Genomic DNA, 23348 nt, shown 5'->3' with positions numbered 1-23348 from the left:
GTCGGCTCAGACGTCGGTGAGACCGAGGAGCATGCGCACCTCGCCGGCAGTGATGACGGAGCCGGTGGCGATGACGCCCCCACCCATCCCGTCCACCTCGGCGAGCGTGACCGCCTGCTCGAGGGCGTCGGGCAGGTCACGGACGACGGTCACCCGCGAGTCGCCGAAGAGCTCGACGGCGAGCTCACCCAGCTTCGCCGGCGAGAGCGCGCGCGGGGACGAGCTTCGCGTCACCACGACGTGGTCGAGGACCGGCTCGAGGACCTCGAGCATGCCGGTGGCGTCCTTGTCGGCGACGATCCCGACGAGACCGACGAGCTTGGTGAAGGCGAACGACTCGTCCAACGCCGCCACGAGGGACCGGGCGCCGTGCGGGTTGTGCGCGGCGTCGACCAGGACCGTGGGCGACCTGCGCACGATCTCGAGGCGTCCGGGCGAGGTCATCGCCGCGCAGGCAGCCAGGAGCACCTCGTGCTCGATGCGCTGCTCGCCTCCGCCGATGAACGACTCGACGGCCGCGACGGCCGTCGCCAGGTTGCTCGCCTGGTGCGCACCGTGCAGCGGCAGGAACAGGTCGGGGTACTCCCCCGCCAGACCGCGCAGTGAAACCTGCTGGCCGCCGATCGCGACCTCGCGGGCGAGCACGCCGAAGTCGTTGCCCTCGAAGACGATGCGGGCGCCACCGACCTCCTCGACCCGGTCGAGCAGGACGCGTGCGACGTCCTCGTCCTGCACCGCCGAGACGGTCACGGAGTCCGCCTTGATGATGCCACTCTTCTCCTCGGCGATGGCGACGACGTCGTCACCGAGCAGGTGGGTGTGGTCGAGGTCGACCGGTGTGACGACCGCGACCTGCGCGTCGATGACGTTCGTGGCGTCCCACGAGCCGCCGAGCCCGACCTCGATGATCGCGACGTCCACCGGGGCGTCGGCGAAGGCCGCGTAGGCGACCGCCACGAGCACTTCGAAGAAGTTCATCCGGCGGCCACCCGCCTCGAGCGACCTCGCGTCGACGATCTCGACCAGGGGCGCCACCTCGTCGTAGGCGGCGATGAACTTCTCACGCGGGATCGGCTTGCCCGAGAGGGTGATCCGCTCGCGGATGTCGTGCAGGTGCGGCGAGGTGAAACGCCCGGTCGACAGGCCGCTCTCACGAAGGATGGAGTCGATCATGCGGCTCGTCGAGGTCTTGCCGTTGGTGCCCGTGAGGTGGATCGACGGGTAGTTGCGCTGGGGGGCGCCGGCGAGCTCCATGACCGCGTTGATGCGCTCGAGGGAGGGGCCGATGTCGTTCTCGGGGGCGCGGGCGAGGATCTCCTCCTCGATCTCGCGCATGCGCTTCATCTCCTCGAGGTTGCGAGCGGCTTCGAGGGCCGAGGCGTCCGGGCGCCCGCTCATGCCTGGGCTCCGTCCGGGTCGGCGTGGCCCGCATCGAGGTCGCGCACCATCCAGACGCTCTCGGGCAGTCCCGAGCCGGGGGTCTCGCGGTGGGTCTCGACGAACCCGTGCCGGGCGTAGAAGCGTGCCGCCTGTCGGTTCCCCTCGAGGTAGGACAGCGTGATCCGCCTCTGGTCGTTCTCCTTCGCCCGCTCGACGACGGCCTGGAGCAGCCGGGTGCCGATGCCGTGCCCGTGGAGGCCCGGCAGGACGTAGAGCTTCCACAGGACGAACGCGTCGTCCTGGAGGCCGTAGGTCGCCACGCCGACGACGTGGTCGCCCTGGGAGGCCACGATCGTGCGGCCCTTGCGGATCGAGTCGGTGACGACGTCACTCGTCCACCACTTCGCCAGACCCATCGCGACGTACTCCGGACCTGCGATCGGCTCGTAGGTCGCGAGCCAGGTGCGGTGACCGACCGAGAGCACGCCGGAGAGGTCGTCGCCGACCGCCTCTCGCACGACCACGCGGTCGGCGTCAGCCAGCTCCTCGCGAGCCTGCTCGTGGGTCATGTCCACGTCGGTGCCTTCCAGCTCGTCCTCACGGTTCACGATCATCGCTTCACCACCAGGATCGTCGCAGCATGGTTGTCGCCGACGACCACCTCGGTCGGCGTGCCGGGCAGCCCGTCGGGCAGCGCGTGCTCGGGGCCCGCGGCCGCGAACTGCGCTGCGAGGGTCTCGCCGACGATGAGGTCGCGGTGGGTGACCGTCGCCTCGAAGACCTCCGGCCCGCCCTGGATGGTCAGGCTGATGCGGTCGCTCACGTGCAGACCGGTGTCGCGACGAGCCTGCTGGACGGCGCGCACGAGGTCTCGGGCGAGGCCCTCGGTCGCGAGCTCCGGCGAGACCCGGGTGTCGAGCACGACGAACCCGCCGGAGGGAAGCATGGCGGTGGCACCCGTGTCGGCGGCGTCACCGGCGACGACGGTCTCCAGCGCGTACTCCCCCTCGACCAGCGCGAGGCCCCCGGAGGTGACGACACCGTCGGCGTCGACCGACCAGTCGCCCGTCTTGCTGCCCTTGATCGCGAGCTGCACGTCCTTGCCGAGGCGCGGGCCGGCTGCCCGGGCGTTCACGGTCAGGCGCTGGCTCACGCCGAAGTCGGCCTCGCTGGCCTTCGCCACGTCGACGAGGGTCAGCGCCTTGACGTTGAGCTCGTCCTGGATGATCGCGCGGAACAGCTCCAGCGCCGCTGGGTCGGACGTGACGACGGTGAGCTCCGCCAACGGCAGGCGGGCACGCAGCGCGCGGGCCTTGCGCAGGCTCGACGCGGTCGAGCAGACCTCCCGGGCGCGGTCCATGCCGACGACCAGGGCGTGGTCGGCGGGCAGGTCGGCGGCCTCCGGGTAGTCGGCGAGGTGGACCGAGCGTTCGCCGGTGAGACCGCGCCAGATCTCCTCGGTGACGAGCGGCAGCAGAGGCGCCGTGGCACGCGTGACCGTCTCGAGGGCCGTCCAGAGCGTGTCGAAGGCTGCCAGTGACTCGTCCGACTCGCCGCCCCAGAACCGGTCGCGCGAACGACGGATGTACCAGTTGGTCAGCACGTCGAGGAAGCCGCGCATCGTGTCGCACGCCGCCGCGATCTCGTACGCGTCGAGCTGCTCGCTCATGTCGCCGACGAACTCGCCGAGCTTGGCCATCAGGTAGCGGTCGAGCACGTCGGTCGATGCCGTGGAGTACTTCGCCTCGTAGCCCTCACCGCCCCGCGCGGTGTTGGCGTACAGCGCGAAGAACGACCACGCGTTCCACAGCGGGATCATCACCTGGCGCACGCCGTCGCGGATGCCCTGCTCGGTGACGACCAGGTTGCCACCGCGCAGGATCGGGCTGCTCATGAGGAACCAGCGCATGGCGTCGGCACCGTCACGGTCGAAGACCTCGCGCACGTCGGGGTAGTTGCGCAGCGACTTGCTCATCTTCTGCCCGTCGGAGCCGAGCACGATGCCATGGCTGACGCACGTCTCGAAGGCGGGCCGGTCGAACAGAGCGGTCGCGAGGATGTGCAGGGTGTAGAACCAGCCGCGGGTCTGCCCGATGTACTCGACGATGAAGTCGCCCGGGAAGTGGTGCTCGAACCACTCGGCGTTCTCGAACGGGTAGTGCACCTGGGCGAAGCTCATCGAGCCGGAGTCGAACCACACGTCGAGGACGTCCTCGACCCGGCGCATCATGGACCCGCCCGACGGGTCGTCGGGGTTGGGGCGCGTCAGGGAGTCGATGAACGGCCGGTGCAGGTCGGTGACCTCCACGCCGAAGTCACGTTCGAGCTCCGCGAAGGAGCCGTAGACGTCTATGCGCGGGAACTCCGGGTTGTCGGACTTCCAGACCGGGATCGGGCTGCCCCAGAAGCGGTTTCGCGAGATCGACCAGTCGCGGGCGTTGGCCAGCCACTTGCCGAACTGGCCGTCCCTGATGTGCGAGGGCGTCCACTCGATCTGCTGGTTGAGCTCGAGCATGCGGTCCTTGATCTTCGTGACCTCGACGAACCACGACGACACGGCCATGTAGATGAGCGGCTCGCGGCAGCGCCAGCAGTGTGGGTAGCTGTGGTCGTAGGTCTCGCGTCGCAGCAGCACGGTGCCCGCGGTCACCGAGCCGGTCTCGCCCTCGCCGCGGGTCGTCGCCTTGAGGTGGTCGATGATGTGCGGGTTGGCGTCGAAGACGTGCATGCCCTCGTAGTCGGTGACGGGCCAGGTGAACCGGCCGTCGGGGCCGACAGGCACGACGGGCTCGATGCCGGCCGCGTCGGTGACGATCTTGTCCTCCTCACCGAAGGCGCCGGCGGTGTGCACCAGTCCGGTGCCATCCTCGGTGGTCACGAAGTCGGCCGGGAAGACGAAGTGGGCGCGCTCGTGGCCCTGGTAGTACGAGAAGGGAGGCGTGAACGACCGCCCCACGAGGTCGGAGCCCTTGAGCCGCTCGATGACCCTCGCGTCGAGCGAGGCGGTGTCGACGTCGGGCCCGAACAGGTCCTTCGCGTATGCCGCGAGGCGCGCCTCACCGATGACGTAGCGCTCCGTCGTGCCGGTCGCGTCGGACTCGACGACGACGTAGTCGATCTCGGGGCCGACCATGATGCCGAGGTTCGCCGGCAGGGTCCACGGCGTCGTCGTCCAGACCAGGGCCAGCTCGCCCGTCTCGAGACGCAGGCCGATCGTGACGGCGGGGTCCTGTCGCATCTTGTAGACGTCGTCGTCCATGCGCAGCTCGTGGTTCGAGAGCGGCGTCTGGTCGTTCCAGCAGTAGGGCAGCACCCGGAAGCCCTCGTAGACCAGGCCCTTCTCGTGCAGCTGCTTGAAGGCCCAGATGACCGACTCCATGTAGTCGGGCTCGAGGGTCTTGTAGTCGTGGTCGAAGTCGACCCAGCGTGCTTGGCGGGTGACGTAGTCACGCCATTCCCCGGTGTACTTCAGCACCGAGCTCCGGCAGGCGTCGTTGAACGTGTCGATGCCGAGCTCGACGATGTCCTGCTTCGTCTTGAGGCCGAGCTGGCGCTGCGCCTCGAGCTCGGCCGGCAGGCCGTGGGTGTCCCAGCCGAACCGGCGCTCGACGCGCTTGCCGCGCATCGTCTGGTAGCGCGGGACGATGTCCTTGACGTAGCCGGTGAGCAGGTGGCCGTAGTGCGGCAGGCCGTTGGCGAAGGGCGGGCCGTCGTAGAAGACGAACTCGTTGTCGCCGTCGGTGCCGGCGGCGCGGTTCTCGACCGACGCGATGAACGTGCCGTCCTCGTCCCAGTACTTCAGGACCCGCTCCTCGATCTCGGGGAAGCGCGGGTTGGACGGGACGCCGGCCGGGGTCGCGGGCTGCGCTGCGTCGTCGTTCGTGGTGACCTTGGGGTAGGTCATGCTCGTGGTCTCCTGCGGTCGCGTCGGTCACTCGTAGCCTGCCCGAGGACGACTGCCGGAGGCTGCCGCGGTACCACCCCGCTTGCCGCACGTCGTCCGCCGAAGGCCGGCGGGCCGCACACGACCGCTCTTGTCGAAGGCTGTGACGGGCCCACCCGTCCGGGTCTAGTGGGAGCTCGCGCTCTGTTCTTCCGGAGGCTCGCCGCTGATGACGGCTCGAACGCCTGTGCGCGCCAGTCTAGCCCGAACTCCGGCGCACAGCCGCGCGGGTTAGCGTGGGCGATGGCCATCCGCAGGGCGTGCCCGGTCGTCATCGTGACCCTCGCGCTCTCCGTCGCTGCCTGCACCGACCCGCCGCCGGCGCCCGACACGGCGTCGGGCGGGACCGGGGCGCGGCCCGCCACGCAGGCGCCCGGCCCGACGGCCTCCCCCGCGCCGACGCCCACGCGCACCACCTCAGCGACGCCGACACCGACACCGACACCGACACCGACACCGACACCGACATCGACATCGACATCGACATCGAGCGTCGCCTCCCCTGCCTCGCCCCCGCGCGCGGCGCCGTTCGACGTGCAGCACGTGCTCGGCGGCATACGCGACCTGGCTGCGATCGGCCCCCGCGACGCCGCGAGCGCCGCCGGCGACCGCGCGGCGGCCTACGTGGCGACACGGCTGCGCGCCGCCGGCTACCGGGTCACGCTGCAGCCGTTCACCGTGCCCGCCGGGGTCTCATGGGGCGTACGCGTGCCCGCCGGTAGCACCGTCAACGTCGTCGCGGACCCGCCCGGCTTCGACGCGCGCAAGCCGCACGTCGTCGTGGGGGCCCATCTCGACACGGGCCCCCAGGCTCCGGGGGCCGAGGACAACGCCTCGGGGCTCATGGTGCTCGCGGAGGTCGCGCGGATGGTCCGTGAGCAGCCTGCGGCACTTCCCGTCCGCTTCGTCGCCTTCGGCGCAGAGGAGGCACGAGGCGGGAACGGCACCAGGTATGCGTTCGGCTCGCGGCACTTCGTCGCCACCCTCGACCAGGCCGAGCGACGAGCCGTGCGGGGCATGGTCGCCCTCGACCGCGTCGGGGTGCGCGCCGCGGCCGTGCCCGTCTGCGCGGGCGGACGAGGCGCGTCGACGCTGGCAGTCGCCATCCGGGCCGCTGCGGCCGCGTGGCCGGTGCCGGTGCCAACCAAGCCGTGCACCAACCGCGCCAGCGACCACGTCTCGTTCGAGAGCATCGGCATCCCGGCCGCCCGCCTCGGCAGCGTGCCGTATGCCGCCTACCACTCGGCGGGTGACGTGCCGTCCGTCGTGGACAAGGGAYAGCTCTCCCGGTCGGGTGCGGTCGTGTGGGCGTGGCTCTGGTCGCTCGGCTGACGCCCGGCCGCGAGTGGACGGCAGGACGAGGCGTCAGCGTCGGCCGACGGAACCGGAACCCGTGACCGACTGGGTCACCTTGGGGTCGCCCGCGTAGGTGACCGACCCGCTGCCCGAGATGGTCACGTCGAGGGTGGAGCTCACGGCGAGGTCGGCAGAGCCGCTTCCGGAGAGGGTGACGGTCGCCTCCTTCGAGGCGAGCGAGCCCGCGCTGTAGTCGCCGGAGCCCGAGACCTCGACGTCCTGGTGGTCGGCGGCGCCGTCGACCGTGACCGAGCCCGACCCACTGATCTCGACGCGCAGGTCGGTGGCGCTCAGCCCGGCAGCCGTGATCGTGCCCGAACCGGAGAGCTCGAGCCCCTGGAGGTCTTTCACCGCGACGTCGTAGGTGATCGGCTCGCTCGTCGTGATCGTCGCGCCGTCTTTCGTGCCCAGCGTCAGGGTGCCGTCCGAGACCTCGCTCGTGAGCTGCGGGAGCAGGTTCTCCTGGGCGCTCACCTTCAGCGACTCGGACGAGCCTCGCACGATCCGCACGTCCCCCTGACCGGCCAACCGCACGACGGAGAAGCCGAAGACCTGCCGCGTCTCGCTGCGGACCGCACCCGACCCGACGGTGACCGAGCACCCCGCGCAGGCACCCGCCACCGCCACCGCAACCGCCACGACCAGAACTCGCTGCCGCATCATCGTCTCCGATCAACGCCACCTCCAAGGATGGCACCGCGTCGCCCGCACGGTCGGCGGTTCGGGACACCGTCGCTGACCACGCCGCGGACCTCTCGCAGCCGCTGGAGCGCGTTTGGCAGGATGAGGCCATGACCGAAGTCGAGACGACGGGGGCGTGGCTCAGCCGCGAGGACCTCGACAACGCCCGTGACCGCCTGCCGATCCTCTACGTCCACGCGATCCCGGTGCGGGTCGACGAGCGCGGCGTCGTCACCCACGTCGGGCTGCTGCTGCGCGCAGACAGCGACGGCGGCATCGGTCACGAGGTCGTCGGCGGACGCGTGCTCTACCACGAGCGGGTGCGCGACGCCCTGGTCCGCCACATCGAGAACGACCTCGGTCCCATGGCGCTGCCCCGGGTCCCGATGTCACCCCAGCCGTTCACTGTCGCCGAGTTCTTCCCCACACCGGGCGTCACGCCCTTCCACGACCCGCGCCAGCACGCCGTGTCACTCGCGTTCGTCGTCGCCGTCACGGGCGACTGCCGCCCCCAGCAGGACGCCCTCGACCTGTCCTGGGTGACGCCCGAGGAGGCGGCGTCACTCGCCGCCCTCGGGGAGATGCCGGGGTCGCACGGCGTGCTCGTGCGCCAGGGGCTGGCCCACGTCGGCTTCCCCGTCTAGGCACCCCACGGCGGGGGCCCGGACAACGGCCCTTCAGGCAAAACGGACGGCTTTCGGTGATCCCCTGTTGCGGCGTCTGCGACGTCCGTACCGTCAGAGATGGGTGTCGCCGGGGCCCGAGTCGCCGTATGCCGCGTTGGTCATCCTCCCCTGTCACGCGGCATACGGCCCGGCGTTCTCCGGGCCGGTCACGGGCGCCTCAGTGCTGGTGCTCGAGCAGCTCCTGTCGGCCCGAACCCAGGACGGTGAGCGGCAGCAGCGTCTTGCCCGTGGGACCGATCTCGATCTCGGTGCCCATCTGGGGACACACTCCGCAGTCGAAGCACGGGGTCCAGCGGCAGTCGTCGACCTCGGTCTCGTCGAGGGAGTCCTGCCAGTCCTCCCAGAGCCAGTCCTTGTCGAGGCCCGAGTCGAGGTGGTCCCACGGGAGCACCTCGGCCTCGCCCCGCTCGCGCGTGGTGTACCAGGCGAGGTCGACGTCCCAGGGCATGGCCGCGAACTGCTCTGCGGCATGGCGCATCCAGCGGTCGTAGGAGAAGTGCTCGCTCCAGCCGTCGAAGCGCCCACCGTCGCGCCAGACGGCCTCGATGACCTGACCGACGCGGCGGTCGCCACGCGACAGGAGTCCCTCGACGATGCCGGGCTGGCCGTCGTGGTAGCGGAAGCCGATGGAAGAGCCATAGCGCTTGTCGGACCGGATGGCCTCGCGCAGCTTGAGCAGGCGCGCGTCGGTCTCCTCGACGCCGAGCTGCGAGGCCCACTGGAACGGCGTGTGCGGCTTCGGCACGAAGCCGCCGATCGACACCGTGCAGCGGATGTCGCGGCGACCCGAGACCTGGCGGCCGGTCTCGATGACCTTCTTGGCGAGCTCTGCGATCTGGAGCACGTCCTCGTCGGTCTCGGTCGGCAGCCCGCACATGAAGTAGAGCTTGACCTGCCGCCAGCCGGCCCCGTAGGCCGCAGCGACGGTGTTGATGAGGTCCTCCTCGGACACCATCTTGTTGATCACCTTGCGGATGCGCTCCGAGCCGCCCTCGGGCGCGAAGGTCAGGCCTGACCGGCGTCCGTTGCGGGTCAGCTCGTTCGCGAGGTCGATGTTGAAGGCGTCGACGCGGGTCGACGGCAGCGACAGGCCGGTTTGCGTGCCCTCGTAGCGGTCGGCGAGGCCTTTGGTCATCTCGGCGATCTCGGAGTGGTCGGCCGAGCTCAGCGAGAGCAGGCCCACCTCCTCGAATCCCGTTGCGGCGAGGCCGCGCTCGACCATCTCGCCGACGCCGGTGATCGACCGCTCGCGCACGGGTCGGGTGATCATGCCGGCTTGGCAGAAGCGGCAGCCGCGGGTGCAGCCGCGGAAGATCTCGACCGACATGCGCTCGTGCACCGACTCTGCGAGCGGCACGAGCGGCTGCTTCGGGTAGGGCCAGGCGTCGAGGTCCATGACGGTGTGCTTGGCGACCCGCCACGGCACACCCGGGGCGTCGGACGAGGGGGCCACGCGCTGAATGCGCCCGTCGGGCAGGTAGCTCACGTCGTAGAACGCCGGCACGTAGACGCCGCCGGTGCGGGCGAGGCGCAGCAGCACCTCGCGGCGCCCGCCGGGGCGGCCCTGGGCCTTCCATTCCCCCACGATGTCGGTGACCGTGAGGACGGCCTGCTCGCCGTCGCCGACGATGGCCGCGTCGATGAAGGAGGCGACCGGCTCGGGGTTGAACGCCGCGTGCCCGCCAGCGACGACGATCGGGTCGTCGTCGGTGCGGTCGGCGCTGTGCAGCGGGATGCCGGCGAGGTCGAGCGCCGTGAGCATGTTCGTGTAGCCGAGCTCGGTCGAGAAGCTGAGGCCGAAGAGGTCGAAGTCGCGCACCGAACGGTGGCCGTCGACGGTGAACTGCGGGAGGCCTGCCTCGCGCAGCTGCGCCTCCATGTCGGGCCACACGGCATACGTGCGCTCGGCGAGGGCGTCGTCGCGCTCGTTGAGGACTTCGTACAGGATCATGACGCCCTGGTTGGGCACGCCGACCTCGTACGCGTCGGGGTACATCAGCGCCCAGCGCGTGGTGAGCTCCTCGCCGGCCGGGCCGTGGCCGCCGACGTGCCAGTCCTTGACCGTGGAGTTGAGCTCGCCACCGACGTACTGGATGGGCTTGTTGACCCGCTCCAGCAGGGGCTCGAGGGCGTTGAACAGTGACTCTCCGGGCATTGGACCATGGTAGGTGCGGTCCCGCCCGCACGCGAAAAACGTTCGGCGCGCGTCACGCCTGGACTGACGAGCGAGCCGAGGAGGGAAGGCGTGACGTCAGGCGCGCCGAACTTGGCGAGCGGAGCGAGCCCAAGGGTTCAGTCCGTGTACATCGACTCCAGCTCGGTCCGGTGCTTCTCCGTCACTGCCTTGCGGCGCAGCTTCATGCTCGGGGTGAGGTCGCCCTCCTCGATCGTGAGGTCCTTGTCGAGGATGGTGAACTTCTTGATCGTCTCCCAGCGGTTGAGGCCGTCGTTGAGCTTGTCGACGTAGCCCTGCACGAGCGCTCGCGCCTGCGGCGAGAGGACGACCTCGGCGTACGTCTTGCCCCCGAGGCCCACGGTCGGCGCCCAGGCGGCCACGGCATCGGGATCGAGGGTGACGAGCGCCGTCGCGTAGTTGTGCCCTGCGCCGTGCACGAGGAACTGGCTGACGAAGGGGCACAGACCCTTGAAGCGCGCCTCGATCTCGGCGGGCGCGATGTACTTGCCGCCCGAGGTCTTGAAGACGTCCTTCTTGCGGTCGGTGACGTAGAGGAAGCCGCGCTCGTCGATGCGGCCGATGTCGCCGGTGTGGAACCAGCCGTCCTCGGTGAGCACCTCGGCCGTCGCCTCGGGGTTGTTGTGGTAGCCGCGCATGACGCCCGGACCCTTGACGAGGATCTCGCCGTCCTCGTCGGCGATGCGCACCTCGGTGCCCGGCAGCGGCCACCCGACCGAGCCGTACTGGTATGAGCCGTGCGCCGGCTGGTTGACCGTGGTGCCCGACGAGGTCTCGGTGAGGCCGTAGCCCTCCTGGACGAGCAGCCCCACGGAGCCGAACCAGCGCGAGACCTCGGCGTTGAGGGGCGCGGAGCCGCTGATCATGAAGCGCACCCGGCCGCCGAAACGCTCCTGGACCTTGTGCAGGACGAGCTTCGTCGCGAGGGCGTGGCGGCGCCTGAGACCGGGCGACGGCTGCTCGGAACGCGCCTGCACGTCACGCATCTCGCCGCCGACCTTGAGGGCCCAGTCGATGAGCTTCTTCTTGACGCCCTTCTCCCCCGCGAACATCAGCTCGATGCGACCGTGGGCCTTCTCGAAGATGCGCGGCGGACCGGCCATGAAGGTCGGCTTGATGACGGCCATGTTGTCGACGATCTTGTCGACGCGACCGTCGACCGCGGTCGGGAAGCCGATCTGCAGGCCCGTCGCCACGAGCATCTTGCCGAAGACGTGCGAGAGCGGCAGCCAGAGGAACTGCAGGTCGTCCTTCGTGAGGGTGCCGATGGCGTCGATGACGGCCCCCTCGTAGACGACGCTGTCCTGGACGAGGCGCACGCCCTTGGGGCGGCCGGTGGTGCCGGACGTGTAGATGACGACGGCGAGGTGGTCGGGGCCGAGCTGGTCGATGCGTGAGTCGACGAGGTCGGGGGTCGCGGCGAGCCACTCGCGGCCCCGCTCGGCCAGCTCCCCGGTGGTGATGACCCAGCCGTCGTCGCTCGCGCTGCCGGTCATGGCTATGACCTGACGGACGCCGGGGATCTCGGAGCGCACGTGCTGCAGCTTGGCGACCTGCTCGTCGTTCTCGGCGAAGACGATGCCGCTGCCGGAGTCGCCGAGGATGTAGGCGACGTCCTCGGCGATCGTCGTCGGGTAGACGGTCGTGGTGGCCCCGCCCGCGCAGATGACGGCCAGGTCGGCGAGGATCCACTCGACCCGTGTCGTCGAGGCGATGGCGACGCGGTCCTCGGTCTCGATCCCCAGGCTGATCAGTCCCGCCGCCCACTGCTCGACGACCTCGTGGGTCTGCTTCCACGTAAAGGTGGTCAGCTCGCTCGACCCCTCGGCGAAGAAGAGGTATGCCGGCGCGTCGGGGGTGGCGCGGACGCGGCTGCGGAAGAGCGCGCCAACGCTGGGTGCGCGGTCGTCGAGGACGGTCTGGTCGACGTGGCGGTCGGCGAGTGCCTGGAGGGGCATGTGGACTCCTTTGTCTGCGGTGGCCCGTCATCGGCGTCTGCGGGCATCCGCCATGCCGGGATGATGTCAACAATCCCGGCGGCAGTCACGCATCTGCCGTGCTTCGACACCGCACCGTGACCGGCGGGTAACTTGGCTCGCGCGTCGCGCGGCGCTCAGCCGCGGACCGGCAGTCCAGTGCGACGAGGCGACCCGGCGCCGGCCAGCGACCGCGCCTGCGAGGCGGCCGCCACGTTGCCCACGAGCCCCAGCGCGATCCACGAGGCGATGAGCGACGAGCCGCCGCCGGAGACGAACGGCAGCGGCAGGCCGGTCACGGGCATGACGCCGAGGTTCATCCCGATGTTCTCGAAGGCCTGGACGCCGAACCACACGCCGACGCCGATGGCGACGAGCCGCCCGAAGGCGTCGGCACGCCGCGCCACGAGCACGCATCGCACGACGATGAAGCCGATGAGCAGCACGAGGCCGGCGGCACCGAGGAAACCCAGCTCCTCGCCGGCCACGGAGAAGACGAAGTCGGTCTCCTGGAAGGGGATGAAGCCGCCCTGCGTCTGGCGGCCCTCGAACAGGCCCTGCCCGCCGAGCCCACCCGAGCCGATCGCGATGCGCACCTGCCGCGTCTGGTAGCCGATGCCCTGCGGGTCGAGCGACGGGTCGAGGAAGGCCCGCAGCCGGTTGCGCTGGTAGCCCGAGAGCACCGGCGTGAGAAAGGCCGCGGCGACGGCTGCCGAACCAGCGACGAGCACGCCCAGTGTCCACAGCGCCGGCGCTCCCGCCGCCGCGATGATGACGACCGACATCGCGACGAGCACGAGGGCCGAGCCGAGATCGGGCTGGGCGAGCACGAGCAGGACGGGGATGCCGGCGACCACCCAGGCGAGCGCGACGTCGCGGTGCCTCTGCGGCATACGGCGGTCGGCCCGCTCGGCCAGCAGCATCGCCAGCCCGATCGCGAGCGCCACCTTCATCAGCTCGGAGGGCTGGAGGGTCATCCCGCCGGGCAGCCGGATCCACGAGCGCGACCCGTTGACGGTGGACCCGAGTGGCGAGACGACGGCCACGAGACCGAGGACTGCGAGGCCGTAGACGACCGGCGCGAGCGCCCGGACGGCACGCACGTCGAGCCGCGTGACGACCAGGGCGCCCACCATGCCGACCGCCAGGGCGACCAGCTGCTTGAGCGCGGCCGTGGCGCCGGCCTCGGCGCGCGTGGCCGACCAGATGAGCACGACGCCGACGAGGGAGAGCCCCGCCGCACCGATCAGCAGGCCGAGGTCGACGCGCAGCCAGGAGCGCCGGGCCCGAGGTCCGCCGCCGGCCCCCGCCGCCCCGCCGCCGCCGCGGCCGACCGCTAGGACGGGACGATCGCCGAGAGGATCTCGCGACACCGTTGCACGTCCTGGGCCATCTGCTCGACGAGCGACTCGATCGACTCGAACCGCAGCGTCGGACGCAGGTGGTCGACGAACTCGACCGCGACGCGCTCGCCGTAGAGGTCGAGGTCGGTGCGGTCGAGGACGTACGCCTCCACCCGGCGCTGGTGACCGTCGAACGTCGGGTTGGTGCCGACCGACACCGCGGCGGGCAGCGCCCGGTCGGGGTCGGAGGGGTCGAGCCCGAGGCGGAGCAGCCAGCCGGCGTAGACGCCGTCGGACGGCACGAGGCCCTCGTGGTCCTGCGAGAGGTTGGCTGTGGGATAGCCGAGCTCGCGGCCGCGGTGGTCGCCGTGGACGACGGTGCCGGTGACCCGGTGCGGGCGCCCGAGGATCTGCGCCGCGTGGGCGACGTTGCCGCCGAGGATCTCGGCACGCAGCTGCGTCGAGCTCCAGCGTGCGCCGACGGCCACCCCCTCGCCGATGTCGTCGAGCGCGATGACCTCGAAGCCGTCGACGGCCCCGAGCTCGCGCAGCGTGCCGACGTCGCCGGAGTTGCGCACGCCGAAGCGGGTGTCCTTGCCGACGACGACGGCCGTCGCGCCCAGCGCCTCGACGAAGGTCGACCGCACGAACTGCTCGGGGGTCTGCTGCGCGAACTCCGCGGTGAACTCGATGACGAGCACGGCGCCGATGCCGACCGACTCGAGGGCGTCGAGGCGCTGCTCCAGCGACATGACGGCCGCCGGGGCCCGGTCGGGGTAGAGCACGGCGATGGGGTGCGGCTCGAAGGTGACGGCGACCGGCAGGGCGTCGCGCTCGGCGGCCTCGCGCACCACCCGGGTCAGCACCTCGCGGTGTCCGCGGTGCACCCCGTCGAAGTTGCCGAGGGTGACGACGGTGGGCCCGAGGTCGGTCGGGATGTCGTCGGGTCCGTACCAGCGCTGCACGGCGACCACTGTAGTGGCCGGGTTCTCGGGCTCGCGCACGCTGGTCAGACGGGGGCGCCGGACGAGAGGAAGACCACCTTCGCCCGTGCGGTCGCGCGGGTCTCGTCGAGCACGGCGACGAGGCGGCCGTCAGGATCGATCGCGGCGACGGCCTCGGCTCCGCCCGGGCCGCTCGCGATGCGCTGACCGTGGCTCAGCCGCAGGGCGTCCGCGGCGGACACCTCGTGGACAGGCAGCTGCGCTCGCGCCGCTTCGGCGATCGGGAGCAGCCGTATGCCGGCAGGCCCGTCCGCCTCGACCGTGGCCGCCAGCTCGTCGAGGGAGCGGGCGTGCTCGAGGCCGAACCGGCCGACGCGCGTGCGGCGCAGTGCCGTGAGGTGGCCCCCGACGCCGAGGGCGGACCCGAGGTCGCGGGCCAGCGCCCGCACGTAGGTGCCGGAGGAGACGTCGACCTCGACGTCGACGTCGACGACGTCGATCGGGGGGCCGACCTCGACGGTCGCGGTGGCCGGCCGCACGGCGAGCACGTTGAACCGGCTGACCGTGACGGCCCTCGGCGGGAGCTCGACGGTGTCGCCCTGGCGGACCCTGGTGTAGCTGCGCACGCCCTTGACCTTGATGGCGCTGACGGCGCTGGGCACCTGCTGGATGTCGCCGGTCAGTGCCGCCACGGCGGCCGGGAGCGCCGCCTCGAGCGTCGGCACGTCGTCGACCCCGAGCGCCTCGGTGGCCTCGCCCTCGGCGTCGTCGGTGAGGGTCGACATGCCCAGACGGATCGTCGCGGCATACGACTTGTCACAGCCCACGAGGAAGGTGAGCAGCTTGGTGCCACGGTCGACGCCCAGCACGAGCACGCCGGTCGCCATCGGGTCGAGGGTGCCGGCGTGGCCGACCCGGCGGGTGCCGCAGAGCCGGCGGACGCGCGCGACGACGTCGTGGCTGGTCCACCCGGCGGGCTTGTCGACGACGAGCAGGCCCCCTGCGCCGTCGGTCATCGTGCGTCGATGTCGGCGTCCACCCCGCCAGCCGTGAGGCCACGGACGTCGTCGCCCTCGTCTGCGTCGAGCTCGTCGTCGAGGCGCTCAGCGGGCTTGCGGTAGGGGTCGGCATCGCCGGCGGGCTTGGCGTTCGCGGCAGCGCGGGCGAGCTCGGCGTCGCGGGCGCGCGTCTGCGCGACGAGGTCCTCGAGGTGGGCAGCGCCCTCCGGAAGGGCGTCGGCGATGAACTCGATCGACGGCGTGAGGCGGATGCCGATGCCCTTGCCGACGGCGGACCGGATGCGGCCCTTGTTGGCCTCGAGCACGTCGGCCGTGGCCTTGCGCTCCTCGTCGGTGCCGAAGACGGTGTAGAAGACGGAAGCGTGCTGGAGGTCGCCGGTGACGCGAGCGTCGGTGATGGTGACGAAGCCGAGGCGTTCGTCCTTGAGCCGGAACTCGAGGTACTCGGCGACGATGACCTTGATCCGGTCGGCGATCTTGCGGGCGCGGGCGGGGTCAGCCATGACTACCTCTGCTTTCGTGTGTGGTGCGGTCGGTCCGGTCCAGCCGGGCCGACGTGTGTTCACCCTAGTAGCGGGCCGGCGCCGCCGCGCATTCCCACCCCGCTCGTCACCCGGTCCCCCGCGCACTCCGACCCTCCCACTCGTGTCGTCGCGTCGGGCGAGCACGCCCCGCCCCAACCGGGTACGAGGTGCCCGTGGGCGGCACCGACTCCGACCCCGACGGCCTCCCCGCGCAGGGGGTCGCGGACCTCATCCCGATCGTCCGCCGCGTCGTCGGCGGACGGGTCGGTGGTCATCCTGCGGCCGAGGACCTCGTCCAGGAGACGCTGACGCGCGTCCTCGCGGCATCGGCCACGATCGAGCCGGGCATGCTCGAGCCGTACGCGATCGTGACGGCCCGCAACGTCGTCGCCTCCATGTGGCGTGACGAGGACCGCAAGCGCCGCAACCAGCATCGCGCCGTCGACCTCACCGAGCCCGAGTCGCCCGAAGCGCGGATCGTGCTGGACGAGGAGCAGGGCGCCATGGCCCAGGCCCTGGGGCGTCTCACGGAGCGCGAGCGCCGCACCCTGCTGGCCCACGAGGTGGCCGGCACCGACACCAGGACGCTCGCCCAGGAGGCAGGCAGCACGGCGGGCGCCGTTGCGGCACAGCTGAACCGGACCCGGGCGCGGCTTCGGGTCGAGTACCTCCTGGCAGCTCGCCAGCTCGAGCCGCCCACCGACCGCTGCCGCCCGGTGCTCATCGCGCTGAGCAGCGCGGACCAGCGGCGCCAACGCGAGGTCGGGGCGGCTCAGCACCTGCTCGAGTGCGAGGTGTGCGCCGAGCTCAGCCAGCCGCTGCTCGAGCGTGGGCAGCAGCGCGACGACACCCTCCGCATCCCCATCGCCGCCGATCCCGACATCGTCGCGGCCCGCACCGCCGCACGCCGGCTCGCCTCGAGCCTGTCGTTCGGACCGACCGACCTCACGGTGATCGCGACAGCCGTCTCGGAGGTCTGCCGCAACATCGTCCGGTTCGCCGGCTCGGGCGAGGTCGTCGTCGAGCTGCTCGACACACCCAGGCGGGGCCTGCAGGTCGTGGCCCGCGACGCCGGACCCGGCATCGGTGACGTCGAAGCCGCGATGACCGACGGCTACAGCACGTACGGCGGGTTGGGCCTGGGACTCCCGGGCGTACGCCGGCTGATGGACGAGTTCGCGGTCGTGAGCGAGACAGGACACGGCACCACAGTGACCATGACCAAGTGGGAGAGGAACGACCATGGGTGACCAGACACAGGGACGGGCGGAGCAGGGCCCGCGGACCGAGGAGGTGCACGCCGCAGCACCGGACGCGACGGCATACGACGGCGCGAGCTCGACAGGCAACGGTGAGCACCTGCTCTCTCAGCTCGTCGCGCACCTGCGCGAGCACCGGACGCGCCTGCGCGAGGAGTGGGCCGAGCGGATCCAGGAGGCGCACCTGCTCACGGCGATGACACCCAAGGAGATGGCAGCCGAGACGACCTCCGTCTACGACAACTACGTCGAGGTGCTCGAGACCGGGAGCGTCGAGGCGCTGCAGCACTATGCCCGCGACCTGTCGGAGCGCACATCCCGCGGGGCGTCGAGACGCACGAGGTCGTCGGCATCGTGCTGCTCCTGCGCGACGTGCTGGCGCGTTCCCTCTTCGAGAAGTACCAGCGTGACTTCTCGCTGCTCAACGAGGTGCTCGACGCCTACGAGCCGGCAGCCAACCGGATCGCGAACACGGTCGCCGTCAGCTTCGTCGACGAGCGCGAACGCGTCATCCGCCAGCAGCAGGACGCCATCCGCGAGCTCTCGACACCGGTGCTCCCGGTGCGCGAGCGCCTGCTCATCCTGCCGATCATCGGGGTGCTGGACAGCGAGCGGGCTCGCCAGCTCACCGAGCAGCTGCTCTCGGGCATCCGCAAGCACCGCGCCAAGGTCGTGGTCATCGACATCACCGGCTCGCCGGACGTCGACGAGACCGTGGCCAACCACCTCGTCCAGACGGTCGACGCGTCACGCCTCATGGGTGCGAGCGTCATCATCACAGGACTGTCCCCCAAGATCGCCCAGACCCTCGTGACCATCGGCGTGGACCTGAGCAAGATGAACACCATCGGCGACCTGCAGGGCGGTCTCGAGGAGGCCGAACGGCTCCTCGGCTACACGGTGACCCGGAAGGAGGTCAGCAGCAGCTCGTGAACGGCGGACCAGCGCTGGTGTCGATCATGCGGCAGGGAGTGAACCTGATCGCATCGGTCCACACTGCCCTCGACGACTCCGAGCTGGTGCGTTTCGAGCACGACTTGGTGGAGCAGATCGGCGAGCACCGTTCCCGCGGCGTCATCATCGACGTCGCCGCCCTCGACGTCATCGACTCGTTCGCAGCGCTCACCCTTCGGCGCATCGCCGAGATGGCCCGGCTGCGAGGGGCGCGCACCGTCATCGTGGGCATCCAGCCCGACGTCGCCTTCGCCATGGTGCGCCTCGGCATGCAGCCGGCGCCCGGTGGTGGTCACGTGATCACCGCGCTCGACCTCGAGGAGGGCCTGGAGCTGCTGTCAGCGCCCCCGGCCGCCGGCCTGGCATCACCCGACGAGGGCAGCCGGTGGACGTGAACGGCCCCGCTGAGCGCTCCGTCCTGGGCGACCTGACCCAGAACTACCGCACGACCCTGCTGCGGTTCCTCCCACAGCATGACGAAGGGGCCCGGGCTGCCGCGTACGAGCTGGGCCGACACGCCGTGGCCTTCGAGATCAGCCTGCTCGACGTGTGTCGAGTCCACCACGAGGTCACCTTCGAGGTGCTGCGGGACGCGGCTGCCGACGACGTCCTCGGCCTCGCTGAGGCAGCCACCGAGCTGCTCCTCGAGGTCCTTGCGGCGTACGACATGACCCACCGGGGCGTGCTCGGTCCCTGACGGGCAGGAGCAGCCGGGCGCCGCGGACGCCTTGGACCCGGGTGCATGACGCGAGCAACCGACACGGGTTTCGGTTCCCTGGACACGCTCCCGTGCTCGGCGGCCGCCCGACAGGCCCCGGACACCGGCCGAGTCCCTGCGTGACTCGCGTCATGGCCGGGCCCGGAGTGCCTCTCAGTGGTGACAGATGGCCCACGAGGCCGCCCCTCGCACCGATGAAGGAGTTCTGTTCCATGAACCTCAAGACGAAGCTGTGCGCCGCCGGCGCCACCCTCGCAACGACCGCCGCCCTCGGCCTCGTGCCCGCGGCCGCCGCATCGGCCGCCCCCTCTGCTGCGCCCGCCGCCGCCCCGGCCGCAGCAACGCCGCGCGCGACCGCTGCGCCCATCCCACTGACGTTCCCGGTCGGTACCTTGGGGACCTTCAACGGCCTTCTCACCCCGACCGGCTTCGTCAACCAGAACGGCACGTTGGCGCTTGTCAGCCGCCTGACCGGCACGGTCACTTCTGCCACCGGCGCCGTGACGACGATCGTCACCCAGACGACCACGACCCCCGTGCAGAACGCAGCAGCGACGCCTGGTAGCTGTCAGATCCTGGACCTGGTGCTCGGGCCGCTGGACCTCAACCTGCTCGGCGTGCAGGTACACCTCGACACCGTGCACCTCAACATCACGGCGCAGCGGGGCCCCGGCAACCTGCTCGGCAACCTCCTGTGCGCGGTCGCCGGCCTGCTTGACGGCAACGGCATCAACGGCCTTGCGACGCTCCTGAACCGCCTGCTCGGCCTCTGAGCCCGAGCCCACCGGCCCTCGGCTGGCGGGCCGTCCCCCTCGCCCCGCTGCCGGGACGGCCTCTTCGGGCGGTGCTCTCACCCGGACAGGCGAACGGCGCCGACTCCCACAGGGAGTCGGCGCCGTGCCCGTGCCGGCAGCAGCTGCCGGCAGTCACGATCAGGCGCGAGGCTTCTCGCGCATCTCGTAGGTGGCGATGAGGTCACCGAGCTGCAGGTCGTTGTACGACCCGAGGTTGATACCGCACTCGAACCCGTCGCGGACCTCCGTGACGTCGTCCTTGAAGCGACGCAGACCGGCCACCTCGACGTTCTCGGAGACGACGACACCGTTTCGGGTGATGCGCGCCTTCGAGCCACGCTTGATCTCACCGCTGCGCACGATCGAGCCGGCGATGTTGCCGAACTTGCTCGAACGGAAGATCTCGCGGATCTCCGCCGTGCCGAGCTCGACCTCCTCGAACTCCGGCTTGAGCATGCCCTTGAGCGCCGCCTCGACCTCGTCGATGGCCTGGTAGATCACCGAGTAGTAGCGGATCTCGACGCCCTCGCGCTCGGCGTAGTCGGCGTTCTGGCCCTCGGCCCGCACGTTGTAGCCGATGATGATCGCGTTGGAGGCCATCGCGAGGTTGATGTTGTTCATCGTGATGGCACCGACGCCGCGGTCGATGATGCGCAGGTCGACGTCGTCGCCGACGTCGATCTTGAGCAGCGCGTCCTCGAGCGCCTCGACCGAGCCCGACACGTCACCCTTGAGGATGAGGTTGAGGGTCTCGACCTTGCCCGCCGCGAGGGCCTCGTTGAGGTCCTCGAGCGAGATGCGCTTGCGGGACTTGGCGAGGACGGCCTGACGGTCGGCCGCCTCACGCCGCTCGGCGATCTGGCGGGCCGTGCGGTCGTCCGGCGCCACGACGAACGTGTCGCCGGCGCGCGGCACCGAGCTCAGACCGAGCACCTGGACGGGGCGGGACGGGCCCGCCTCCTCGACGTTCTGGCCGTGCTCGTCGAGCATGGCGCGGACGCGACCGTAGGCCGAGCCTGCGACGATGGAGTCACCGACGTGCAGCGTTCCGGTCTGGACGAGCACCGTGGCCGTGGCACCGCGGCCACGGTCGAGGTTGGCCTCGATCGCGACACCGCGAGCCTCCTTGTCCGGGTTGGCCCGGAGGTCGAGGGCTGCATCCGCCGTGAGGAGGACCGCCTCGAGCAGGCCGTCGATGTTCTGACCCTGACGGGCCGAGACGTCGACGAACATCGTCTCGCCGCCGTACTCCTCGGCGACGAGGTTGTACTCGGTCAGCTGCTGGCGCACCTTGGCCGGGTTGGCACCCTCGACGTCGATCTTGTTGACGGCGACCACGATCGGCACGTCGGCGGCCTGCATGTGGTTGAGCGCCTCGATGGTCTGCGGCATCACACCGTCGTCGGCAGCGACGACGAGGATCGCGATGTCGGTCACCTTGGCACCACGGGCACGCATGGCGGTGAACGCCTCGTGACCCGGGGTGTCGATGAACGTGATCGCGCGGTCGACACCCTCGTGCTCACGGTGGACCTGGTAGGCACCGATGTGCTGGGTGATGCCGCCGGCTTCGCCGGCCACGACGTCCTCGTTGCGGATCGCGTCGAGGAGGCGGGTCTTGCCGTGGTCGACGTGGCCGACGACGGTGACGACCGGCGGACGGGCCTCGAGGTCCTCGTCGTCCTCGCCCTCGATACCGGTCTCGAGGTCGATGTTGAAGGAGTCGAAGAGCTCCTTCTCCTCCTCCTCCGGGGAGACGACCTGGATGTCGTAGCCGAGCTCGGCGCCGAGCACCTTGAAGGTGTCCTCGTCGAGGGACTGCGTCGCCGTGGCCATCTCACCGAGGTGGAAGAGCACGGTGACGAGCGATGCCGGGTTGGCGTTGATCTTGTCGGCGAAATCGGTCAGCGAGGAGCCGCGACGCACGCGGATGGTCGTCTTGCCGTCACCTCGAGGGACGGTGACGCCACCCAGGCTCGGGGCCTGCATCTGCTCGAACTCCTGGCGCTTCGCGCGCTTGGACTTGCGTCCGCGCACCGGACGGCCGCCACCGCGGCCGAAGGCACCAGCCGTCGAGCCACGGCCTCCGCCACCACCGCGGGGACCGCCGCCGAAACCGCCGGGGCGACCGCCGCCACCGGGGGCACCGCCGGGGCCGCCACCGAATCCACCGCGACCGCCACCGGGGGCACCACGGCCCGGGCCACCGGCCGGGCGCTGCCCCGGACGGCCGACAGTGCTGCGCTCGGGCATCATGCCCGGGCTGGGACGGGGACCGCCGGGACGCGGAGCGCCACCGGGTGCACCGGGACGACCGCCGGCAGCGGGGGTGCCGGGCCGCGGCGCACCGCCGGGAGCACCACCGGGACGCGGGGCACCTTGGCGCTGCTGCGGACGCGGCATGCCCTGGCTGGGGCTGAACGGGTTGTTGCCCGGGCGGGGACCGGCGTCACCACCGGGCCGCGGGGCACGGGACTGACCCATGCCCTGGCTGGGGGCGAAGGGGTTGTTGCCCGGACGCGGCTGCCCGGGGCGGGGAGCCGGTCGCGGGGAGGCCGGAACACCGGAGGTCTGCTGACCACCGTCTCGGCTCGACTGGACCCGGCCCGGGGCCGACGCCGCGGGGGCCGCAGGGGCAGCCGGAKCGGCCGGTGCGGGAGCGGCAGGGGTCGGCGCCTTGGGTGCCGGGGCCGAGGCTGCGGGCGCAGCCGGGGTTGCGCTGGGACCAGCAGCCCGGGTGGGGGCCGGAGCCGCCTGACGGGCCGCGGGCGCTGCCGGAGCGGGCGCGGCCGGAGCGGGCGCCGCGGGGGCAGCGGCGGCCGGTGCCGGAGCCGCCGGAGCCGACGGTGCCGGGACGGCCTTCACCGGCGCAGCCGGGGTTGCGCTGGGGCTGGCAGCCTTGGCTGCCGGCTTCTTGTCGCCGCCAGAAGCGCCTTCGCGGGGGAAGGTCTCCATGATCTTGCGGACGACGGGGGGCTCGATGGTCGACGACGCCGACCGGACGAACTCTCCCTGGCTCTTCAAGTGTGCGAGYAGTGTCTTGCTCTCGACTCCGAGCTCCTTGGCGAGCTCGTAGACTCGGACCTTAGCCACATCTCTCCTGTTCCTGGTCCGGCCTGAACAGGAAGTGGCCGAACCGTGGTTTATTGCTGGGGCTTGCTCATCGCTGAGTACTCATCGGGTGCTCATAGCGTTTTCAACCCGCCTTGGTTCGCTGACTGATTACTGACTGATACCTGCTCCGGTGCGCCCTCTCGGACGGTGACCGGGTGTTACGCCTGCTGGATGCCGAGGTGTCGTGCGACCGCGCTCACGTCGACCCCGGCCTGCAGACGCAGGCCACGACCGAACGCCTTGCGGCGCACTGCCAGCTCGAAGCACTCGGGCGTCGGGTGCAGCCATGCACCACGTCCGGGCATCCGGTGCCTCGGGTCGGGACGAAGCGTGACCAGGGGTGTCCCGGTGTCTTCGTCCGTCGCCGCGACCACTCGCAGCAGAGCCGACCAGCTATCCGATCCTCGACATCCCACACAGGTGCGGGACGGCTCAGCACGGAGTCCAGTCCGGTCGGCCACAG

19 protein-coding genes are annotated in these 23348 nt (G+C 71.0%); 7 read left to right on the top strand and 12 right to left on the bottom strand.

Annotated elements, in window-relative coordinates:
- Window positions 1-6: 6 nt before the first annotated feature.
- From AC1DE0_RS04540 to ileS, 3 genes are read right to left on the bottom strand one after another with little or no spacing between them, the layout of a single operon-like run.
- On the bottom strand, window positions 7-1398 hold the full coding sequence (locus AC1DE0_RS04540) for a bifunctional folylpolyglutamate synthase/dihydrofolate synthase (RefSeq protein WP_478097545.1): 1392 nt from the start codon (window positions 1396-1398) through the stop codon (window positions 7-9).
- Window positions 1395-1994: a GNAT family N-acetyltransferase gene (locus AC1DE0_RS04535; RefSeq protein ID WP_478097543.1), complete on the bottom strand. Its 600-nt coding sequence runs from the start codon at window positions 1992-1994 to the stop codon at window positions 1395-1397. Before AC1DE0_RS04535 ends, AC1DE0_RS04540 begins: the two co-directional genes overlap by 4 nt.
- On the bottom strand, window positions 1991-5284 hold the full coding sequence (gene ileS / locus AC1DE0_RS04530; RefSeq protein WP_478097541.1) for an isoleucine--tRNA ligase: 3294 nt from the start codon (window positions 5282-5284) through the stop codon (window positions 1991-1993). Before ileS ends, AC1DE0_RS04535 begins: the two co-directional genes overlap by 4 nt.
- A gap of 282 nt (window positions 5285-5566) precedes the next feature.
- Here ileS and AC1DE0_RS04525 point away from each other — a divergent pair, with 282 nt between their 5' ends.
- Window positions 5567-6655 (top strand): M28 family metallopeptidase, encoded by a 1089-nt coding sequence (locus AC1DE0_RS04525; protein WP_478097539.1) that lies wholly within the window; start codon window positions 5567-5569, stop codon window positions 6653-6655.
- Window positions 6656-6688: 33 nt separating this feature from the next.
- Here the strand turns inward: AC1DE0_RS04525 and AC1DE0_RS04520 are convergent, their stop codons facing one another.
- Window positions 6689-7339, bottom strand: coding sequence for a head GIN domain-containing protein (locus AC1DE0_RS04520; protein ID WP_478097537.1), 651 nt, complete (start codon window positions 7337-7339; stop codon window positions 6689-6691).
- A 131-nt stretch (window positions 7340-7470) separates the two neighbouring features.
- Between AC1DE0_RS04520 and AC1DE0_RS04515 the strand changes: the two genes are divergently transcribed.
- Window positions 7471-8004 carry an NUDIX hydrolase family protein gene (locus AC1DE0_RS04515; protein ID WP_478097535.1) on the top strand — a complete coding sequence of 178 codons (534 nt, stop codon included), beginning with the start codon at window positions 7471-7473 and terminating at the stop codon, window positions 8002-8004.
- Window positions 8005-8203: 199 nt separating this feature from the next.
- Here the strand turns inward: AC1DE0_RS04515 and AC1DE0_RS04510 are convergent, their stop codons facing one another.
- The 6 genes from AC1DE0_RS04510 to rbfA all read right to left on the bottom strand — a co-directional run bounded on the left by AC1DE0_RS04510 (window position 8204) and on the right by rbfA (window position 16025).
- Entirely contained in the window at window positions 8204-10201 is a 1998-nt protein-coding gene (locus AC1DE0_RS04510) for a TIGR03960 family B12-binding radical SAM protein (protein ID WP_478097533.1), read from the bottom strand.
- Between the two features lie 137 nt (window positions 10202-10338).
- Complete coding sequence (locus AC1DE0_RS04505; RefSeq protein WP_478097531.1) at window positions 10339-12198, bottom strand: AMP-dependent synthetase/ligase; 1860 nt, start codon at window positions 12196-12198, stop codon at window positions 10339-10341.
- Between the two features lie 155 nt (window positions 12199-12353).
- Window positions 12354-13589 carry a rod shape-determining protein RodA gene (gene rodA / locus AC1DE0_RS04500; protein WP_478097529.1) on the bottom strand — a complete coding sequence of 412 codons (1236 nt, stop codon included), beginning with the start codon at window positions 13587-13589 and terminating at the stop codon, window positions 12354-12356.
- Window positions 13553-14524 carry a bifunctional riboflavin kinase/FAD synthetase gene (locus tag AC1DE0_RS04495; RefSeq protein WP_478097527.1) on the bottom strand — a complete coding sequence of 324 codons (972 nt, stop codon included), beginning with the start codon at window positions 14522-14524 and terminating at the stop codon, window positions 13553-13555. Before AC1DE0_RS04495 ends, rodA begins: the two co-directional genes overlap by 37 nt.
- 44 nt (window positions 14525-14568) lie before the next feature.
- The gene (truB, locus tag AC1DE0_RS04490; protein ID WP_478097525.1) at window positions 14569-15519 is read right to left on the bottom strand and encodes a tRNA pseudouridine(55) synthase TruB; all 951 of its coding nucleotides are present in this window, start codon (window positions 15517-15519) and stop codon (window positions 14569-14571) included.
- Window positions 15516-16025, bottom strand: coding sequence for a 30S ribosome-binding factor RbfA (gene rbfA, locus AC1DE0_RS04485; RefSeq protein WP_478097523.1), 510 nt, complete (start codon window positions 16023-16025; stop codon window positions 15516-15518). The genes truB and rbfA overlap by 4 nt, the downstream gene beginning before the upstream one ends.
- A gap of 194 nt (window positions 16026-16219) precedes the next feature.
- On the opposite strand from rbfA, the gene AC1DE0_RS04480 reads away from it, so the two are divergent.
- The 5 genes from AC1DE0_RS04480 to AC1DE0_RS04460 all read left to right on the top strand — a co-directional run bounded on the left by AC1DE0_RS04480 (window position 16220) and on the right by AC1DE0_RS04460 (window position 19750).
- On the top strand, window positions 16220-17296 hold the full coding sequence (locus tag AC1DE0_RS04480; protein WP_478097521.1) for a sigma-70 family RNA polymerase sigma factor: 1077 nt from the start codon (window positions 16220-16222) through the stop codon (window positions 17294-17296).
- 363 nt (window positions 17297-17659) lie between these two features.
- Window positions 17660-18238, top strand: coding sequence for an STAS domain-containing protein (locus AC1DE0_RS04475; protein ID WP_478097519.1), 579 nt, complete (start codon window positions 17660-17662; stop codon window positions 18236-18238).
- On the top strand, window positions 18235-18654 hold the full coding sequence (locus AC1DE0_RS04470; RefSeq protein WP_478097517.1) for an STAS domain-containing protein: 420 nt from the start codon (window positions 18235-18237) through the stop codon (window positions 18652-18654). Before AC1DE0_RS04475 ends, AC1DE0_RS04470 begins: the two co-directional genes overlap by 4 nt.
- Window positions 18651-18956: a phosphatase RsbU N-terminal domain-containing protein gene (locus AC1DE0_RS04465; protein WP_478097515.1), complete on the top strand. Its 306-nt coding sequence runs from the start codon at window positions 18651-18653 to the stop codon at window positions 18954-18956. Before AC1DE0_RS04470 ends, AC1DE0_RS04465 begins: the two co-directional genes overlap by 4 nt.
- 233 nt (window positions 18957-19189) lie before the next feature.
- Window positions 19190-19750, top strand: coding sequence for an ABC transporter substrate-binding protein (locus AC1DE0_RS04460; protein WP_478097512.1), 561 nt, complete (start codon window positions 19190-19192; stop codon window positions 19748-19750).
- Window positions 19751-19909: 159 nt separating this feature from the next.
- Here the strand turns inward: AC1DE0_RS04460 and infB are convergent, their stop codons facing one another.
- Window positions 19910-22864 (bottom strand): translation initiation factor IF-2, encoded by a 2955-nt coding sequence (gene infB / locus AC1DE0_RS04455; RefSeq protein WP_478097510.1) that lies wholly within the window; start codon window positions 22862-22864, stop codon window positions 19910-19912.
- A gap of 179 nt (window positions 22865-23043) precedes the next feature.
- Window positions 23044-23301, bottom strand: coding sequence for a YlxR family protein (locus AC1DE0_RS04450; RefSeq protein WP_478097508.1), 258 nt, complete (start codon window positions 23299-23301; stop codon window positions 23044-23046).
- Window positions 23302-23348: the final 47 nt, after the last annotated feature.

The sequence above is a fragment of the Terrabacter sp. 05T424 genome, from assembly GCF_056396225.1.
Note: the sequence above shows the minus strand (reverse complement) of the source record. Positions and strands in the feature narration are given on the sequence as shown.

What these genes read in the sequence shown, in the direction of transcription:
- AC1DE0_RS04535 (WP_478097543.1), bottom strand. Translation starts at nt 1,994, where the DNA reads ATGATCGTGAACCGTGAGGACGAGCTGGAAGGCACCGACGTGGACATG.
- AC1DE0_RS04510 (WP_478097533.1), bottom strand. Translation starts at nt 10,201, where the DNA reads ATGCCCGGAGAGTCACTGTTCAACGCCCTCGAGCCCCTGCTGGAGCGG.
- AC1DE0_RS04460 (WP_478097512.1), top strand. Translation starts at nt 19,190, where the DNA reads ATGAACCTCAAGACGAAGCTGTGCGCCGCCGGCGCCACCCTCGCAACG.
- AC1DE0_RS04505 (WP_478097531.1), bottom strand. Translation starts at nt 12,198, where the DNA reads ATGCCCCTCCAGGCACTCGCCGACCGCCACGTCGACCAGACCGTCCTC.
- AC1DE0_RS04515 (WP_478097535.1), top strand. Translation starts at nt 7,471, where the DNA reads ATGACCGAAGTCGAGACGACGGGGGCGTGGCTCAGCCGCGAGGACCTC.
- ileS (WP_478097541.1), bottom strand. Translation starts at nt 5,284, where the DNA reads ATGACCTACCCCAAGGTCACCACGAACGACGACGCAGCGCAGCCCGCG.
- AC1DE0_RS04540 (WP_478097545.1), bottom strand. Translation starts at nt 1,398, where the DNA reads ATGAGCGGGCGCCCGGACGCCTCGGCCCTCGAAGCCGCTCGCAACCTC.
- truB (WP_478097525.1), bottom strand. Translation starts at nt 15,519, where the DNA reads ATGACCGACGGCGCAGGGGGCCTGCTCGTCGTCGACAAGCCCGCCGGG.
- AC1DE0_RS04520 (WP_478097537.1), bottom strand. Translation starts at nt 7,339, where the DNA reads ATGCGGCAGCGAGTTCTGGTCGTGGCGGTTGCGGTGGCGGTGGCGGGT.
- rbfA (WP_478097523.1), bottom strand. Translation starts at nt 16,025, where the DNA reads ATGGCTGACCCCGCCCGCGCCCGCAAGATCGCCGACCGGATCAAGGTC.